The sequence below is a fragment of the Herbiconiux aconitum genome (genome assembly GCF_024979235.1).
In the GTDB taxonomy this organism is placed as follows: Bacteria; Actinomycetota; Actinomycetes; order Actinomycetales; family Microbacteriaceae; genus Herbiconiux; species Herbiconiux aconitum.
In genome coordinates this window covers 1,522,916-1,537,551 of record NZ_JANLCM010000002.1, presented here as the reverse complement: position 1 = coordinate 1,537,551, position 14,636 = coordinate 1,522,916, and the positions used below count along the sequence as shown (strand labels likewise).

Sequence of the window (14,636 nt, the reverse complement as noted above, 5' to 3'; positions counted from 1 at the left end):
GCGCCACGCGTCAGGCGTGGCCGATTTCCGCTACTCGCCGTTAGCGAACGTGCGACGGTAGTCGCTCGGAGTGGTGCCCAGGATGTGCTGGAAGTGCAGGCGCAGGTTGGCGCTCGTGCCGAGACCGACATCCGTCGCGATCTGCTCGATGCTGTGCTCCGAGCGCTCCAGCAGCTCGCGCGCCACGTCGATGCGGGCGCGCATCACCCACTGCATCGGCGTGTAACCGGTGTCGTCGACGAAGCGGCGCGAGAAGGTGCGCGGCGAGACGGCCGCTTGGCGGGCCAGCACCTCGAGGGTGAGCGGTTCGGCCAGTCGCACCAGCGCCCACTCGCGCACGGCCGCGAAGCGCGCCCCGAGCGGCTCGGGAACGCTGCGCGGAACGTACTGCGCCTGGCCGCCGCTGCGGTAGGGCGCCGCCACCAGTCGGCGTGCGGTGTGGTTCGAGGCGGCCACCCCGAGGTCGCGGCGCAGGATGTGCAGGCACAGGTCGATGCCCGACGCGGCGCCTGCCGAGGTCAGCACCGTGCCCTCGTCGACGAAGAGCACGTTCTCGTCGACGGTGACCCGCGGATACTTCGCTGCCAGCGCCTGCGTGTAGTGCCAATGCGTCGTGGCCCGCTTGCCGTCGAGGAGGCCGGTGGCGGCGAGAGCGAACGCGCCGGTGGAGATGGCGGCGAGCCGGGCGCCGCGCTCGTGAGCTGCGACGAGGGCGTCGACGACGGCGGGAGCCGGGTCGTCGCGATCAGGATGCCGGTAGCCCGGCACGAAGACGATCTCGGCCCAGTCGAGGGCGTCGAGCCCGTCGGCCACGTGGTACGACAGGCCGTCACCGCCCGTGACGAGCCCGGGCGCTGCCCCGCACACCCGCACCTCGTAGGGCATGCTGGCGCGCGTGCTGAACACCTGCGCGGGGATGCCGACGTCGAGCGGTTTCGCGCCTGCCAGTACGAGAACGGCGACGCGGGTCAGGTGGTGATCGGTCACGGCATCCGGCTGGCTCTCCGACCCGTCACCGGGCAGCGGTCTCGATGTTCGCCACGAGGACGCGGATGCGCGACGCCTGCACCGTGTGTGCGCTGAGGTGAGCGGCCACGGCCTCGTACACCTGACGGCAGGTCTGTGCAGCCGAGGCGCCGTCGGTGATGCCGATGGTGACGTCGATCGTGAGGCGCCCGTTCCGATCGTCGAGCGCGATGGGTGCGGGAGCGTCTTTCCCGGTGGCGGCGGCGACGGTGTTCTCGATGAGGCTGGGCAATGCGGCTTTGGCCGGATAGACGGTGATCACGCCGGGCACGCCGGAGACGACCCGGACGAGTTCGTCAGGCAGGGACAGGGCGGTCATCGGGCTGGTCTCTCAGGGGCGCGGGGTGTGGATGTCGTGGACGGTGATGTCGACCCCGGCGATCAGGAGGTCGGTGTGCAGCTCCAAGGTGCGGATGATGGCCTCGCGGAGAAGCTCCGTGGTCTGCGGGATGTTCGAGCCCCAGCTCACGGTGGCGTCGATGGTGACGGTGATCGGGGTTCCCGGCACGGTGACGTCTCCGTGGAGTGTGCTGCGACCGATGATGATCCCGTCGATGCTGTCACCGGCCGCGCGCACGAGGCCCCTGACCGAGCCTTCGGTGATGCCGAGTTCCGCGATCGGATCGGGGTGGGAGATGGGGATGGTCCTGCCGGCGCGGGTCTCCCGGCTGATGTTCTGCACGATGCCCTTGATCCAGCTCTCGTCGGGTTCGGGCTCGGTGAGGGCCTGGGTCTCGAGCAACGAGGCCGAGACCCGCCGGAGTCGCTCGAGCGCCGTGAGGGCGAGTTGGCAACCGGGCGAGGAGTCGATGCTCGGGTCAGCGGGCGTGCGGTCGCGGTCGAGATAGTCGGAGAGTTCGTCGATGGTGTGGCCGTCGAGGTCGTCGGGCTCCCAGGACTTCGGTTCGGGATCGGGGTGCTGATCGGTCATCGCCACTCCTCCATGTCCCGGATCAGATTCTTGCGTGCTCTGGCAATGAGTCCGCGAACGGTGCTGGAGGGCAGGGCGAGTTCCCGGCCGATGTCGAGGTAACTGTAGCCACCGATCTCCCGCAGCACCCAGCATCGGCGCTGTTCGTCGGGAAGCCTCGACAACGCCCCATCGAGCGCTTGCTCCAACGATAGCTTTTCGGCCTGTGCCTCGGGAGAATCCTGGGGCGGAGCGGGTTGGTCGTGTTCGTTGATGTCGTCGTGCTCGCGACGACGGCGGATGACGTCGAAGCTCCGGTTGGCCACGATCCGCATCAGCCAACTCTTCACCGCGTCGAGGTCGTCGAGTTCGGGCAGCTTCCGCCAGGCCTGCACGAAGGCCTCCTGCACCACGTCGTCGACGTCGCTGTTCGAGCCGAGCACCCGCTGGGCGTAGGCCCGCATCAGCCGGCTGTACCGACGCACCAGTACCTCGAAAGCGCGCACGTCGCCGTCGGCAGCGCGCCCAGCGAGGATGCGATCGCCCGCCGCGCTGAGATGTCGCAGCCCGTCGTCGGTCATGTGCTCATCCAACACCCATCGCAACGATCTTGTGCCGAGAGCGTGACGAATCCGCTGCGAGACACGTCCTATGGACAACGAACCGATTCGCCCCCATCCGTCGGGGCGAGGATCAAGGAGACACACTCATGGCCACCACCACTCCCGGCACGGCAACGCCGGTTTCCACCACCTCCGTGCAGACCTCGCTCGGCAAGACTGTCATCAACGACGGCGTCGTCGCGAAGGTGGCCGGCATCGCCGCCCGCGAGGCGAAAGGCGTCTACGCCCTCGGTGGGGGCGCCGCCCGCGCCTTCGGCGCCATCCGGGAGGCCGTCGCCGGCACCGATCAGAGCCAGGGCATCAGCGTCGAGGTCGGCGAGACCCAGGTCGCCGTCGACGTCACCATCGTCGCGGAGTACCCGCTGTCGCTGCAGGATGTGGCCGACGGAGTACGCCGCGGCGTCATCCAGGCCATCGAGACGATCGTGGGCCTCGAGGTGACCGAAGTGAACGTCACCGTCAACGACGTGCACCTGCCCACCGACGACGTCGTCGTCACCGAGGCACGAGTCCAGTGACCGCGTCCGCCACGCGCACGGGCATCCTGGTCGGGGCGGTCCTCGCCCTCACCTGGATCGTGCTCGGCTTCTGGCCGTTCTTCTTCGTCGCCGCCGCGATGGCGGTGGGCGCGCTGATCGGTCGGATCGTCGACGGCAAACTGAACGTCTCGGCCCTGGTCGACGCGTTCCGTGGAAAGCGCTCGTCGTCATGACCGGCGCCGCGACGCATCCCGTCGCGGCCGGCACCGGCTCCACCACCGGCGCCTCGACGGATCGCGGTCGCAACCGAGTCACGTCGAAGGCCCTGAACCGGGTCGTGGCCGCTGTGACGGCCGACGCTCTCGGCGTGCAGGTGAATCGTGTGGGCGTGCACCTCGCCGACGAGCGGGGTCTGCTGGCTCTGACGGTGACCGCCCCCATCCGGGTCGTGTCGCTCGCCCGCCGACGCAGTGGCCTCCTCGATCGCACCGGCGGCTCGATCGTGGAGCGCGCGGCTCGAGCGCAGGAGACCATCCGCGACCGGGTGAACGAACTGACCGGCTCGGCCATCGGCCGGGTCACCGTGCGGCTCACCGCCGCCGACATCCAACCCGAGGAGAGAGTTCGATGAGCACGGTCTCGACCACGCCCGAGAGGCCGTCGACGGATGCTCGCCGGGCGTCCTCGCAATCGCCCGCCCCTGCCGTGCCGGCCTCGTTCGCCGGCGTCTACCGTCGTATCGCTCGGCGGGAGACCCACTCGCCCCGTTCCCTGCTCGCCATCGTGCTGGCCGTGCTGCTCATCGTGTCGCTCGCCTGGGTCGGCACGGAGATCGTGATCGCGTTGCTCGGTGCACCGGCACTCCTGGTCGCCCCGCGGGACATGTTCGCGTCGCTGGCGAACATCGCCGACGCTCCCTCGGGAATCGTGGCCACGGCCGGCGTCCTTGCGGCGATCGTCGGCGTGCTGCTGGTCGTCGCGGCGGTCTCGCCCGGTCGCCGGGCGCGGCATCGCCTCGCCTCGAACCGCACCGTGGTCGTGGCCGACAACGAAGTGATCGCGTCGGCGCTGGCACGGCACGCCTCCATCGCGGGCAATGTCGACCCCGACAACGCGTCGGTCTCGGTGTCGCACCGACAGGCCGTCGTTCATCTCACGCCGACGTCGGGCATCCCCGTCGATCGCGGCGTCGTGGCGGAGGTCGTCTCGGCGCAGCTCGACAGTTACGAACTCCGTCCCACCGTTTCGCCGCGGGTGCGGATCGCAGACGACGGAAGGATCGGCGCATGAACAGCACCAACCGGGGCGCGAACCGCCTCCTGATCCTGCTCGTCGGGCTGCTGTTGCTCGTCGTCGGAGCCGGCGCGGCAGCCGTGGTGCTCGTGCCCGCGCTGCGCGACGCCGGGAAGGACATCGGCGGGCGGCTCACCGAGCAGATGTCGGCCTGGTTGGCCGAGACCCCTCTCGGCGACACCGGGGTGAGCTGGATCCTGCCCGCGATCCTGGTGCTCGTGGTCGTCGCGATCATCCTGCTCATCGTGTTCATCGCGCGACAGGGCCGGGGCCACACCGGGATCGTGCTCGACGAGCGCCCCAGCGACCACGGCCGCACCGTCGTCGAATCGTCGGTGGCGCAGCAGATGCTGCAGGAGGTCGTCGGTGCGCGGCCGGAATTCGTGTCTTCGCACGTCTCGACCTACCGCGTGCGGCGAACGCCGGTGCTGAAGGTCTCGGTCACGTGCCGACGCGGTGTCTCGCCCCGCGATGCCGCGATGATCGTGGAGGACGCCGTCGTCGCGCTCGACGAACTGCTCGGGCGGCAGCTGCCCGCCCTCGTGCACATCAGTGGCGGATTCCGCTCCCGCGTCACCTCCACCACGCGCCTGCAGTGAGGCGGCCCCCCGTGCTGGGGCTCTGTCAGGCCCACTTCCTGACGGCCCAGCGTTCGAAGAGGGCGAGAAGGGAGTCGGTCAGCTTGCCGAGCACGGCGAGCAGGATGATGGCGAGGAAGATGCGGTCGATGCGACCGTTGTTGCCCGAATCCGACAACAGGAAGCCCAACCCCATCGACGCCGCGATCAACTCCGCCGCCACCAGGAACAGCCACGCTTGAGCGAGCGCGAGGCGCAGGCCCGACGCGACCGAGGGGATGACCGCGGGCAGCTGCACCGTGAGGAACAGGCGCACCCCGCGGTAGCCGAAGGCACGACCCGCCTCGACGAGCTGCCGGTCGACGTGCCGGAGGGCCGCCGCGACGGTGGTGTAGACGGGGAAGAAGGCGCCGATCGTGATGAGGATGATCTTCGACTCCTCGCCGATCTTGAACCAGAGGATGAGCAGCGGCACCCACGCCAGCGACGGCACGGCCCGGATCGCTCCGAGCGTCGGAGCGAGCAGGATGTCGGCGAAGCGCGACAGGCCCACCACGGCCCCGAGCGCGAGCCCCAGGGCAGCGCCGATCAGGAACCCGATCACCACGCGCTGGGTGGAGATGGCGACGTACTGCCAGAGCAGGCCCCGCTGCGCGAGATCGACCGCCGCCTCCCACACCATCTGGGGGGAGGGCAGCTGCGACGTCGAGGCGATGCCGGTGGCTGTGACGACCTGCCACACCACGAGGATCAGCAACGGCAGCAGGGCGCCGCCGACGGCGACCACCCAGCGGCGGCCGCCGGGGCGGGGCGCACGGTTGATGGGCACGGCGACGGCCGGCGCGTTGCCGATCGGGGTGCCGAAGCTCGTGTCGATCATCCGGACGCGCTCTCTCAGCCGATCGCGGTCGGGTCGGCCTTGGTGGCGAACTCGTCGTTCACGATGCCGGCGAGGGCATCGTCGATCAGGCCCTGGTTGGCCACATCGCCCGTCTCGACGAAGAGCGGGCCGATCGTCTTGAGCACCGAGACCTGCGCGTCGCCAGGCACGTTGTCGACGTCGAGGTTGGTGCGCTCGGTGATGACCTTGGTGGCCACGGCCGGGTCGAGTCCGGCCACCTCGGCCAAGATCGCTGCGGTCTTGTCGGGGTTCTCCTCGGCCCAGGCGCGGGCGTGCTCGTAGGCGTTCACGACGGTCTGGGCGACATCCGGCTTGTTCTTGATGAAGTCCTCGGTGGCGTTGAGGAAGCCGTAGCTGTTGAAGTCGACGTTGCGGTAGAGCAGCTGCGCACCGGACTGCTCGGCGCCGGCCATGATGGGGTCAAGGCCCGCCCAGGCGTCGACCGAACCGTTCTGCAGTGCTGCCCAGCCGTCGGCGTGCTGCAGGTTCTGCACGGTCACGTCGTCGGCGCTGAGGCCGTTCGCCTCGAGCGCCTGAATGAGGAAGAAGTAGGGGTCGGTGCCCTTGGTGGCCGCGATCTGCTTGCCCTTGAGGTCGGCCACCGAGGTGATCGGCGATCCGGCCGGCACCACGAGCGCCGACCACTCGGGCTGCGAGAAGATGTCGATGACCTGGATGGGGGAGCCGTTGGAGCGGGCGAGCAGAGCGGCCGATCCGGCGGTCGATCCCACGTCGATCGCTCCGGCGCGGAGGGCCTCGTTGGCCTTGTTCGACCCGGCCGACTGCACCCAGTTGACGGTGATGCCCTGAGGAGCCAGCGCATCCTCGAGCCAGCCCTGATCTTTGATCACGAGGCTGAGCGGGTTGTAGGTGGCGAAGTCGATGTTGAGCGTGCCGCCCTCGGTGACGGGGGCAGCGCCGTCGGAGGCCGCGGGAGCGGCGGCGGCCGCATTGCCCTGGTTCTCGCCCGCGACGCAGCCGGAGAGCAGGAGGCTCGCGGCGGCGGTCGCGGCGAGCGCGATCGGGAGGAGTCTGGTGCGGGTCATGGTGGTCCTTCGTGGTGTGCTGTGGGTGAGTGGTGGTGCTGCGGCTGGTGCGGGTGAGATGTTCAGGGGAGTTCGTCGCCCGAGGCGTGCCGCTCGATGCCGAGGCCGCCGAGCAGCTGCGCGCGCAGCTCCGCCAGCTCGGCCGAGCCCCGATCACGGGGGCGTGCGCCTGGAACGGTGATGACCTGCTGGATGCGGTTGGCGCCGTCATCCGGCCCCTTGCCGAGCAGGATGACGCGGTCGGCCAGCTGCAGGGCCTCGTCGACGTCGTGCGTCACGAGGAGCACCGTCGTGGGGGCGGCGGCGTGCACCTCGAGGAGGAGGTCTTGCATCTTCAGCCGGGTGAGCGCATCCAGGGCGCCGAACGGCTCGTCGAGCAGGAGCACGCCGGGGTTGCGCGCGAGCGCGCGAGCCAGGGAGGCACGCTGGGCCATGCCGCCGGAGATCTGGCGAGGGGTGTGCCCGGAGAAGTTCGACAGTCCGACCAGCGACACCAGCTCGGCCACGATCTCGCGGCCGTCGGCGCGCGATCCGCCGCGTGGCAACCCGAGTGCCACGTTCTGCTCGAGGGTTCGCCAGGGGAGCAGCCGCGGCTCCTGGAAGCCGATCGCGCAGCGGGGGTCGAATTCGGCGACCGCAGCTCCGTCGATCGTGACCGACCCGCTGGTCGGGCGGTCGAGTCCGCCCGCGATCCGCAACAGGGTCGACTTGCCGCAGCCGCTCGGGCCGAGGATCGCGACGATCTCACCGGGCTCGATACGCAGTGTCACCTCGCCGAGCACGCTCGTCTCGACGCCGCGCTTCTTGGGCGCCGGGAAGCTTCGGCCGAGGTCGCGGAACTCCACGCCGAAGGCGCGTTCGGTGACGTGGGTCGACCGGGTGAGCCGGGGTGCCTGTGTCAGTGCCACGGTCCCCCCTCGCCAATAGATGTCTGTGGCCACCGTAATGAGTGCCTGCCGCCCGGTCACATCGGCGCGTTACGCAACGTAATATTCGCTCGGTGGTCGGATGCGCGGTCAGGAGCACCGCATCCGGGCGGGCCAGAATGGAGTCATGAAGACTTTCGTTTTGCCGCACACCGACCTCACGGTCTCCGACGTCATCCTGGGACTCATGCGGATCACTCCGCTGAGCGATCAGGAGATCCGCGCTCTCGTCGGCTCCGCCCGCGACTCCGGGGTGAACGTGTTCGACCACGCCGACATCTACGGCGACGTGCGGCACGGGTGCGAGACCCGCTTCGGCGACGCCGTCACCTTCAGCCCCGCCGAGCGCGAGCAGGTCGTCATCCAGAGCAAGGTCGGCATCCGCGACGGCTCCTTCGACTTCTCGAAGGAGCACATCCTGCGCACGGTGGATGAATCGCTCGCCACCCTGAAGACCCCGTACCTCGATCTCCTGCTCCTGCACCGCCCCGACACCCTGGTGGAGCCCGAGGAGGTCGCCGCCGCCTTCGACGAGCTGCAGACCGCCGGAAAGGTCGCCCATTTCGGCGTCTCGAATCACACGCCGGGCCAGATCGAGCTGCTGAAGCGCTTCGTGCGGCAGCCGCTCGTGGTGAACCAGGTGCAGCTGAGCATCACGCACGCGCCGCTCATCGCCGCGGGTGTGGCCGCCAACATGGGTGGTCTCGATCAGTCGATCGACCGCGACAACGGCATCCTCGACTACTCGCGGTTGAACGACATCACCTTGCAGGCCTGGTCACCGTTCCAGAAGGGCTTCTTCGACGGGGTGTTCCTCGGCGACCGCGAGAATTACGCCGAGCTGAACGATGTGCTCGACGAGCTGGCCGCCACCTACGACGTGACGCCGACCGGCATCGCGGTGGCCTGGATCACCCGTCACCCCGCGCAGATGCAAGTGGTGCTCGGCACCACCAACCCGCAGCGCGTGGCCGACTCGGCGGCCGGCTCCGACGTGCGTCTCACCCGCGAGGAGTGGTACCGCCTCTTCCGAGCCGCCGGCCACATCCTCCCGTAGCGGCGCCGGGCAGGGGCCGGCGACGCCCGTGGACGCCGCGCGAAGCACGGCGCCCACGGCAGCTAATCTAATATCACGATGAGCAACAGATCCCCCTGGTTCCGCCTCGTGTGGATCGCACCCGCACTCGTCGTGCTGCTGCTCATCGCGGTGCTCGCGGCCATCGGCATCCGCTCGTCGCCCGCCGGTCAGGATTTTCTCGCCAGCTACCCCGGGTACACCCCGCTGCCCGACGGCGCACCCGTGGGCATTCCGGCCTGGCTCGGCTGGCAGCACTTCCTCAACATGTTCTTCCTGCTGTTCATCGTGCGCACGGGTTGGGTGATCCGGCAGGGTGTGCGGCCGTCGGTGTTCTGGACGCGCAAGAACGACGGGCGTCTCCGCACGAAGAACCCGCCCGTGCGCATCGGCCTGCCGTTGTGGTTCCATCTCTCGGTCGATGCGTTCTGGGTGCTGAACGGCGTCGTCTTCGTGGTGCTGTTGTTCGCGACCGGGCAGTGGATGCGCATCGTGCCGACCAGCTGGGGCGTCATCCCGAACGCCGTGTCGGCCGGGTTGCAGTACCTCTCGTTGAACTGGCCCACCGAGCACGCCTGGGTGAATTACAACAGCCTGCAGCTGCTGAGCTATTTCGCCACGGTGTTCTTGGCGGCGCCGCTCGCGCTGATCACGGGCATCCGGATCGCCCCCGGATTCGCCGCGCGGCTGCGACCGCTCGACCGGGTGTTCCCCACGCGGCTCGCGCGCACCATCCATTTCCTGGTGATGATCTACTTCGTCGCCTTCGTGGTGGTGCACGTGACCCTGGTGCTCGCCACCGGCGCGCTCGAGAACCTCAATGCGATGTACGCGGCGAGTGACGACACCGGATGGGCCGGATTCTGGATCTTCGCCGCCTCGCTCGTGGTGCTGGCGGCGGCGTGGATCGCGGCGCGACCGGCCGTGCTCACCGCCATCGCGGGCCGCACCGGAACCGTGAGGGTGATGGGCGGCCCGCGCAAGTAGGGCTCAGCGGTCGGCGAGCAGTTCGCGCACGCGCGGCACGACCTGCGTGCCGTAGAGCTCGATGTTGCGCAGCACCGAGCTCTGCGAGAGACCGCCCATACCGAACTTCATCTCGAAGCGGGTGGCATCGAGGGCCACCAGGTTCGACGCGATCTTCTGGGCGACCGTCTCGGGCGAGCCGACGTAGAGACCCCCGTCGGGCCCGATCTCCTGTTCGAACATCGCCCGGGTCGGCACCGCGAAACCGCGCGTCTTGCTGACGTGCTTGATGACCTCGAGGTAGCGGGGCCAGAACTCCTCCACGGCTTCGGCATCGGTGGGCGCGACGTGCCCGGGGGAGTGGACGCCGATGGGCAGCTGCGGCTGCTCGAGCTGGTCGAGCGCCTGACGGTAGAGCGCGGAGAAGGGCTGGAAGCGTGCCGGCGGGCCACCGATGATGGCGAGCATCAGGTTGAATCCGAGGCGAGCGGCACGGATGACCGATTGCGGGCTGCCCCCGACACCGATCCAGGCGGGCAGGGTGCCGGTTTCGAGGTGGGGCACGACATCCTGGTCGCGAAGAGGAGCGCGCGTGGTGCCGCTCCAGGTGACCGGCCCGCCGCGGAGGAGCTGGGCGAAGAGGGCGGTCTTCTCCTCGAAGAGCACCTCGTAGTCGCCGAGCTCGTAACCGAACAGGGGGAAGGAGTCGATGCTCGAACCGCGCCCGAGGATGACCTCGGCGCGGCCGCCGGAGATGGCGTCGAGCGTGGAGTAGCGCTGGAAGACGCGCACCGGGTCGTCGGAGCTCAGCACGGTGACGGCCGAACCGAGGCGGATGCGCTCGGTGCGGGTCGCGATGCCGGCCAGCACGACGTCGCCGGCCGAGAGCGGGTAGTCGTCGGTGTGGTGTTCGCCGATGCCGAAGAAGTCGATGCCGACCTGATCGGCCAGGATGCCCTGCTCGATCAGGAAGCGGATGGTCTGGGCGTGGTTGACCGGTCGACCGGTGTCGTCGAACGGAACGTCGCCGAAGGTGTCGAGACCGAGGATGAGGGGAAAGGGGCCGTCGGGGCCCGGGGTGCTTGTCACGGAACGCCTCCATGTAGTTGACGCGTCAATCATACTCCTTTTAATTGACGCGTCAACTATGCGAGGCTGCTCAGAAGTCGAACCCGCTGCCGCCGAAACCGTCGAAGCCGTCGGAAGCCTGGCTGGCATTGCCGCCGTCATCGCCCCCGTCGTCGCCGACATCTCCACCTTCGCCGCCGGCGCCCTGATCGAACCCGGTCCACAGCGTCGACGCGATCGAATACCAGATCACGGTGTCGAGGATGGACAGCCCGACGTAGGTGTTGAGCGTGCTCGCCGAAGCGTCATCGCCCATCACCCGTTGGAGCGTGCCCGGCTTCTTCTGCTCGACCTGGGTGGCCGTCTTCGCGAGCGTGGCTGGTCGCGCATCCGCCGGCCGGTCTTCGGCCGTCGACGCGTTCGCGGTGAAGCGGTCGTACAGGATGTCGAGCTGCTCGGGCGTGAGCCTCGCGAAGGCCTCGACGTGCACCTTCTCGATCGTCTCGGGCGGCGCGGTGCGGAGCAGCCGCTCATACTCCGCCACAGCCCGCTCGTCGGCGGGCTTCGCCTCGGGGGCGTCGGCGTGGGGCGCGGGCCTGTTCTCTTCGAGATCGTGGTTGCGGCCCAGGATGCGGTCGACGAATCCCATGATGTCGCCTTCTTCCCTTGCTTCTCGTCAGTTCGCGTCCGCCGCGAGCGGCGCGATGGTGTAGCCCTCGTCTTTCAGGGCCTGGGTCATGTGCGCGGCATACCACTCGGGCCATTGCTCGTCGAAGACACCGCCGAGATCGTCCTTCTCGTGGATGCCGTGCGCAGCGGCTGCGTTCTTCAGCAGCTCGAGCAGGATCGCGTTGTTGTCGGCCATGATCAACGACCCGGCAGACGCGTGGTGAGCTCCTGCGCGATCCAGCCGTTGCCGTCGGGATCTTCGAAGGAGAGGAACGAGCCGTAGCTCGCCCGTGCGGGGTCAGGGCCGGACACCCGTCCCACGGTGCCGGCATGGTGGAAGACTCCGGTCTCGTCGTGGAAGACCTCGCTCACGTCGACGCCACGCTCGGCGAGCCAATCGTGGGCTTCCAGGATGTCGGTCACGGCGACCTGCAAGCCCTCCACCGATCCCGGTGTCGCCGAGCTCAGCCCCTCACCGAAGATGATGGAGGCGAGTGAGCCCGGGGGCGTCAACTGCACCACGCGATACCCCGGCTTCACCGTGAAGTCGGCGTCGAGACGGAAATCGAGCTTCTGGTAGAACTCCTTCGCGCGGTCGACATCGGAGACCGGGATGACGACGACTTCGAGTTTCAGGTCCATGATCAGTCCTCTCCAGCAGAACCGCGATGCGCGCACCCTGTGTGCGACACCGGGTCCAACTGGTGACGATATTGGCACGACGCGGATGACGTGTCACCATCGGATCATGAACCATCCCGCCGACTCCCACGACCTCATCTCCGTGCGCGGAGCCCGCGAGAACAACCTCAAAGACATCTCGGTCGACATCCCGAAGCGACGTCTCACCGTGTTCACCGGGGTCTCCGGCTCGGGCAAGAGCTCGCTCGTGTTCGGCACCATCGCGGCCGAATCGCAGCGCCTCATCAACGAGACCTACACCGCCTTCGTGCAGTCGTTCATGCCGAGCCTCGGTCGGCCCGACGTCGATGGGCTGAGCGGTCTCAGTGCAGCCATCATCGTCGACCAGGAACGGATGGGGGCGAACTCGCGGTCGACGGTGGGCACCGCGACCGACGCGAACGCGATGCTGCGCATCCTGTTCTCCCGGCTCGGCGACCCGCACATCGGCCCGTCGTTCCACTACGGGTTCAATGCCGCCGAAGGAATGTGCCTGCGTTGCGAGGGCCTCGGCGAAGTGAACGACATCGACGTCGATCAGCTCGTCGACCGCACGAAGTCGCTGAACGCGGGCGCGATCACCATCCCGGGCTACAAGGCCGAAGGCTGGTACGTGCGCATCTACGCCGACTCGGAATTCCTCGACGGCGACAAGGTGCTCGCCGACTACACCGACCAGGAGTGGGCCGACTTCCTCTACAAAGAGCCGGTGAAGGTATCGGTGCAGAACATGAACCTCACCTATGAGGGGCTCGTGCCGAAGGTGCAGAAGTCGATCCTGTCGAAAGACCGCGAGACGGTGCAGCCGCACATCCGGGCCTTCATCGACCGAGCCGTCACCTTCACCCGCTGCCCGGAGTGTCTGGGCACGCGCCTCAATCCGGCCGCCCTGTCGTCGACGATCGACGGGCGCAACATCGCCGACTGCACCGCGATGCAGATCAGCGATCTCGCCGAATTCGTGCGGGGGATCTCTGACGAGTCGGTGGCGCCGATCGTGCTGACGCTGTCGCAGACACTCGACTCCTTCGTCGAGATCGGCCTCGGCTACCTGAGTCTCGAGCGCACCTCGGCGTCGCTCTCAGGCGGCGAGGCGCAGCGGGTGAAGATGGTGCGGCACCTCGGATCGAGTCTGACCGACGTCACCTACGTCTTCGACGAGCCGACCGTGGGCCTTCACCCGCACGACATCCAGCGCATGAACGGTCTGCTGCTGCGCCTGCGCGACAAGGGCAACACCGTACTCGTGGTCGAGCACAAGCCGGAAACCATCGGCATCGCCGATCACGTGGTCGACCTCGGGCCGCGTGCCGGGGTGCACGGGGGAGAGATCACCTTCACCGGCACGGTCGACGAGCTGCGAGCATCCGAGACCCTCACCGGGCGCCATCTGGGCGACCGGGCGCGGCTGAAGGATGGTGTGCGCACGCCGTCGGGCGCGCTCGAGATCCGTGACGCCACGCGGCACAACCTGCGCGGCGTCGACGTGGACGTGCCGCTCGGCGTGCTCACGGTGGTGACCGGTGTGGCGGGGTCGGGCAAGAGTTCGTTGATCCACGGATCGATCCCGCCGGGGGCGAACGTGGTCTCGGTCGATCAGACGGCCATCCGCGGGTCGCGGCGTAGCAACCCCGCGACCTACACCGGGCTGCTCGACCCCATCCGCACGGCTTTCGCGAAGGCCAACGGCGTGAAGGCGGCGCTGTTCAGCGCCAACTCCGAGGGCGCCTGCCCGAACTGCAAAGGCGCCGGCGTGATCTACACCGATCTGGCGATGATGGCCGGCGTCGCGACGGTGTGCGAGGAGTGTGGCGGCAAGCGATTCCAGCAGCAGGTGCTCGAATACCGGCTCGACGGCAAGAACATCGCCGAGGTGCTCGCGATGCCGGTGGCCGAGGCAGAGGAGTTCTTCGCATCGGGGCCGGCGCACGCCATCCTGCAACGGTTGGTCGACGTCGGGCTCGGCTACCTGAGCCTCGGTCAGCCGCTCACGACGCTCTCGGGCGGGGAGCGGCAGCGACTCAAGCTGGCGATCCACATGGCCGAGAAAGGCGGTGTCTACGTCCTCGACGAACCGACGTCGGGCCTGCACCTCGCCGACGTGGAGCAGTTGCTGCACCTGCTCGACCGCCTGGTCGACTCGGGCAAGACGGTGATCGTCATCGAGCACCACCAGGCCGTGATGGCGCACGCCGACTGGATCATCGACCTCGGTCCGGGCGCCGGTCACGACGGCGGGCGAGTGGTGTTCGAGGGCACACCGGCGCAACTCCTGGCCGATCGGTCGACGCTGACCGGGCAGCATCTCGCGGAGTACGTTGCCGGCTGAGGGTGAGCGGGAGGGTGATTACGGGCGGTTTCGCCGGTTCGGGTGGTCGGGCCGGGGTACCGTAAT

Annotated in this window: 19 protein-coding genes; 8 read left to right on the top strand and 11 right to left on the bottom strand. The window is 68.6% G+C overall.

Annotated features, from left to right (window positions below; translation table 11 throughout):
- Positions 1 to 30: 30 nt before the first annotated feature.
- Genes N1027_RS18760 through N1027_RS18745 form a run of 4 tightly spaced genes read right to left on the bottom strand, consistent with a single transcriptional unit; the run spans position 31 to position 2,517 of the window.
- On the bottom strand, positions 31 to 987 hold the full coding sequence (locus tag N1027_RS18760; protein ID WP_259510103.1) for a GlxA family transcriptional regulator: 957 nt from the start codon (positions 985 to 987) through the stop codon (positions 31 to 33).
- Positions 988 to 1,012: 25 nt separating this feature from the next.
- Positions 1,013 to 1,345, bottom strand: a complete 333-nt coding sequence (locus tag N1027_RS18755; RefSeq protein WP_259510102.1) for a hypothetical protein — start codon at positions 1,343 to 1,345, stop codon at positions 1,013 to 1,015.
- A gap of 12 nt (positions 1,346 to 1,357) precedes the next feature.
- A complete protein-coding gene (locus tag N1027_RS18750) occupies positions 1,358 to 1,957 on the bottom strand; it encodes an Asp23/Gls24 family envelope stress response protein (RefSeq protein ID WP_259510101.1) in 600 nt (199 codons plus the stop codon).
- Entirely contained in the window at positions 1,954 to 2,517 is a 564-nt protein-coding gene (locus N1027_RS18745) for an RNA polymerase sigma factor (RefSeq protein WP_259510100.1), read from the bottom strand. Before N1027_RS18745 ends, N1027_RS18750 begins: the two co-directional genes overlap by 4 nt.
- Before the next feature lie 128 nt (positions 2,518 to 2,645).
- Between N1027_RS18745 and N1027_RS18740 the strand changes: the two genes are divergently transcribed.
- From N1027_RS18740 to N1027_RS18720, 5 genes are read left to right on the top strand one after another with little or no spacing between them, the layout of a single operon-like run.
- Positions 2,646 to 3,077 carry an Asp23/Gls24 family envelope stress response protein gene (locus N1027_RS18740; RefSeq protein WP_259510098.1) on the top strand — a complete coding sequence of 144 codons (432 nt, stop codon included), beginning with the start codon at positions 2,646 to 2,648 and terminating at the stop codon, positions 3,075 to 3,077.
- Positions 3,074 to 3,271 (top strand): DUF2273 domain-containing protein, encoded by a 198-nt coding sequence (locus N1027_RS18735; protein WP_259510096.1) that lies wholly within the window; start codon positions 3,074 to 3,076, stop codon positions 3,269 to 3,271. The genes N1027_RS18740 and N1027_RS18735 overlap by 4 nt, the downstream gene beginning before the upstream one ends.
- On the top strand, positions 3,268 to 3,669 hold the full coding sequence (locus N1027_RS18730; RefSeq protein ID WP_259510094.1) for a hypothetical protein: 402 nt from the start codon (positions 3,268 to 3,270) through the stop codon (positions 3,667 to 3,669). Before N1027_RS18735 ends, N1027_RS18730 begins: the two co-directional genes overlap by 4 nt.
- A complete protein-coding gene (locus N1027_RS18725; RefSeq protein ID WP_259510092.1) occupies positions 3,666 to 4,328 on the top strand; it encodes a hypothetical protein in 663 nt (220 codons plus the stop codon). The genes N1027_RS18730 and N1027_RS18725 overlap by 4 nt, the downstream gene beginning before the upstream one ends.
- The gene (locus N1027_RS18720; protein WP_259510090.1) at positions 4,325 to 4,930 is read left to right on the top strand and encodes a hypothetical protein; all 606 of its coding nucleotides are present in this window, start codon (positions 4,325 to 4,327) and stop codon (positions 4,928 to 4,930) included. Before N1027_RS18725 ends, N1027_RS18720 begins: the two co-directional genes overlap by 4 nt.
- 25 nt (positions 4,931 to 4,955) lie before the next feature.
- Here N1027_RS18720 and N1027_RS18715 read toward each other — a convergent pair whose 3' ends face one another.
- The 3 genes from N1027_RS18715 to N1027_RS18705 form a co-directional block, all read right to left on the bottom strand.
- Positions 4,956 to 5,789: an ABC transporter permease gene (locus N1027_RS18715; RefSeq protein ID WP_259510088.1), complete on the bottom strand. Its 834-nt coding sequence runs from the start codon at positions 5,787 to 5,789 to the stop codon at positions 4,956 to 4,958.
- Between the two features lie 14 nt (positions 5,790 to 5,803).
- A complete protein-coding gene (locus N1027_RS18710; protein WP_259510086.1) occupies positions 5,804 to 6,856 on the bottom strand; it encodes an aliphatic sulfonate ABC transporter substrate-binding protein in 1,053 nt (350 codons plus the stop codon).
- A 62-nt stretch (positions 6,857 to 6,918) separates the two neighbouring features.
- A complete protein-coding gene (locus tag N1027_RS18705) occupies positions 6,919 to 7,764 on the bottom strand; it encodes an ABC transporter ATP-binding protein (RefSeq protein WP_259510084.1) in 846 nt (281 codons plus the stop codon).
- A 145-nt stretch (positions 7,765 to 7,909) separates the two neighbouring features.
- Between N1027_RS18705 and N1027_RS18700 the strand changes: the two genes are divergently transcribed.
- Together N1027_RS18700 and N1027_RS18695 are read left to right on the top strand one after the other, a co-directional pair.
- Positions 7,910 to 8,839, top strand: a complete 930-nt coding sequence (locus tag N1027_RS18700; RefSeq protein ID WP_259510082.1) for an aldo/keto reductase — start codon at positions 7,910 to 7,912, stop codon at positions 8,837 to 8,839.
- Between the two features lie 78 nt (positions 8,840 to 8,917).
- Complete coding sequence (locus tag N1027_RS18695; RefSeq protein WP_259510081.1) at positions 8,918 to 9,844, top strand: cytochrome b/b6 domain-containing protein; 927 nt, start codon at positions 8,918 to 8,920, stop codon at positions 9,842 to 9,844.
- A 3-nt stretch (positions 9,845 to 9,847) separates the two neighbouring features.
- Here N1027_RS18695 and N1027_RS18690 read toward each other — a convergent pair whose 3' ends face one another.
- From N1027_RS18690 to N1027_RS18675, 4 genes are all read right to left on the bottom strand, one after another.
- Positions 9,848 to 10,912, bottom strand: a complete 1,065-nt coding sequence (locus N1027_RS18690; protein ID WP_259510079.1) for an LLM class flavin-dependent oxidoreductase — start codon at positions 10,910 to 10,912, stop codon at positions 9,848 to 9,850.
- Between the two features lie 70 nt (positions 10,913 to 10,982).
- Positions 10,983 to 11,540, bottom strand: coding sequence for a hypothetical protein (locus tag N1027_RS18685; RefSeq protein ID WP_259510077.1), 558 nt, complete (start codon positions 11,538 to 11,540; stop codon positions 10,983 to 10,985).
- A gap of 27 nt (positions 11,541 to 11,567) precedes the next feature.
- Positions 11,568 to 11,756 carry a hypothetical protein gene (locus tag N1027_RS18680; RefSeq protein WP_259510075.1) on the bottom strand — a complete coding sequence of 63 codons (189 nt, stop codon included), beginning with the start codon at positions 11,754 to 11,756 and terminating at the stop codon, positions 11,568 to 11,570.
- A 2-nt stretch (positions 11,757 to 11,758) separates the two neighbouring features.
- Positions 11,759 to 12,202, bottom strand: a complete 444-nt coding sequence (locus N1027_RS18675) for a VOC family protein (protein WP_259510067.1) — start codon at positions 12,200 to 12,202, stop codon at positions 11,759 to 11,761.
- A 106-nt stretch (positions 12,203 to 12,308) separates the two neighbouring features.
- Between N1027_RS18675 and N1027_RS18670 the strand changes: the two genes are divergently transcribed.
- Complete coding sequence (locus tag N1027_RS18670; protein ID WP_259510055.1) at positions 12,309 to 14,570, top strand: ATP-binding cassette domain-containing protein; 2,262 nt, start codon at positions 12,309 to 12,311, stop codon at positions 14,568 to 14,570.
- Positions 14,571 to 14,636 lie beyond the last annotated feature (66 nt).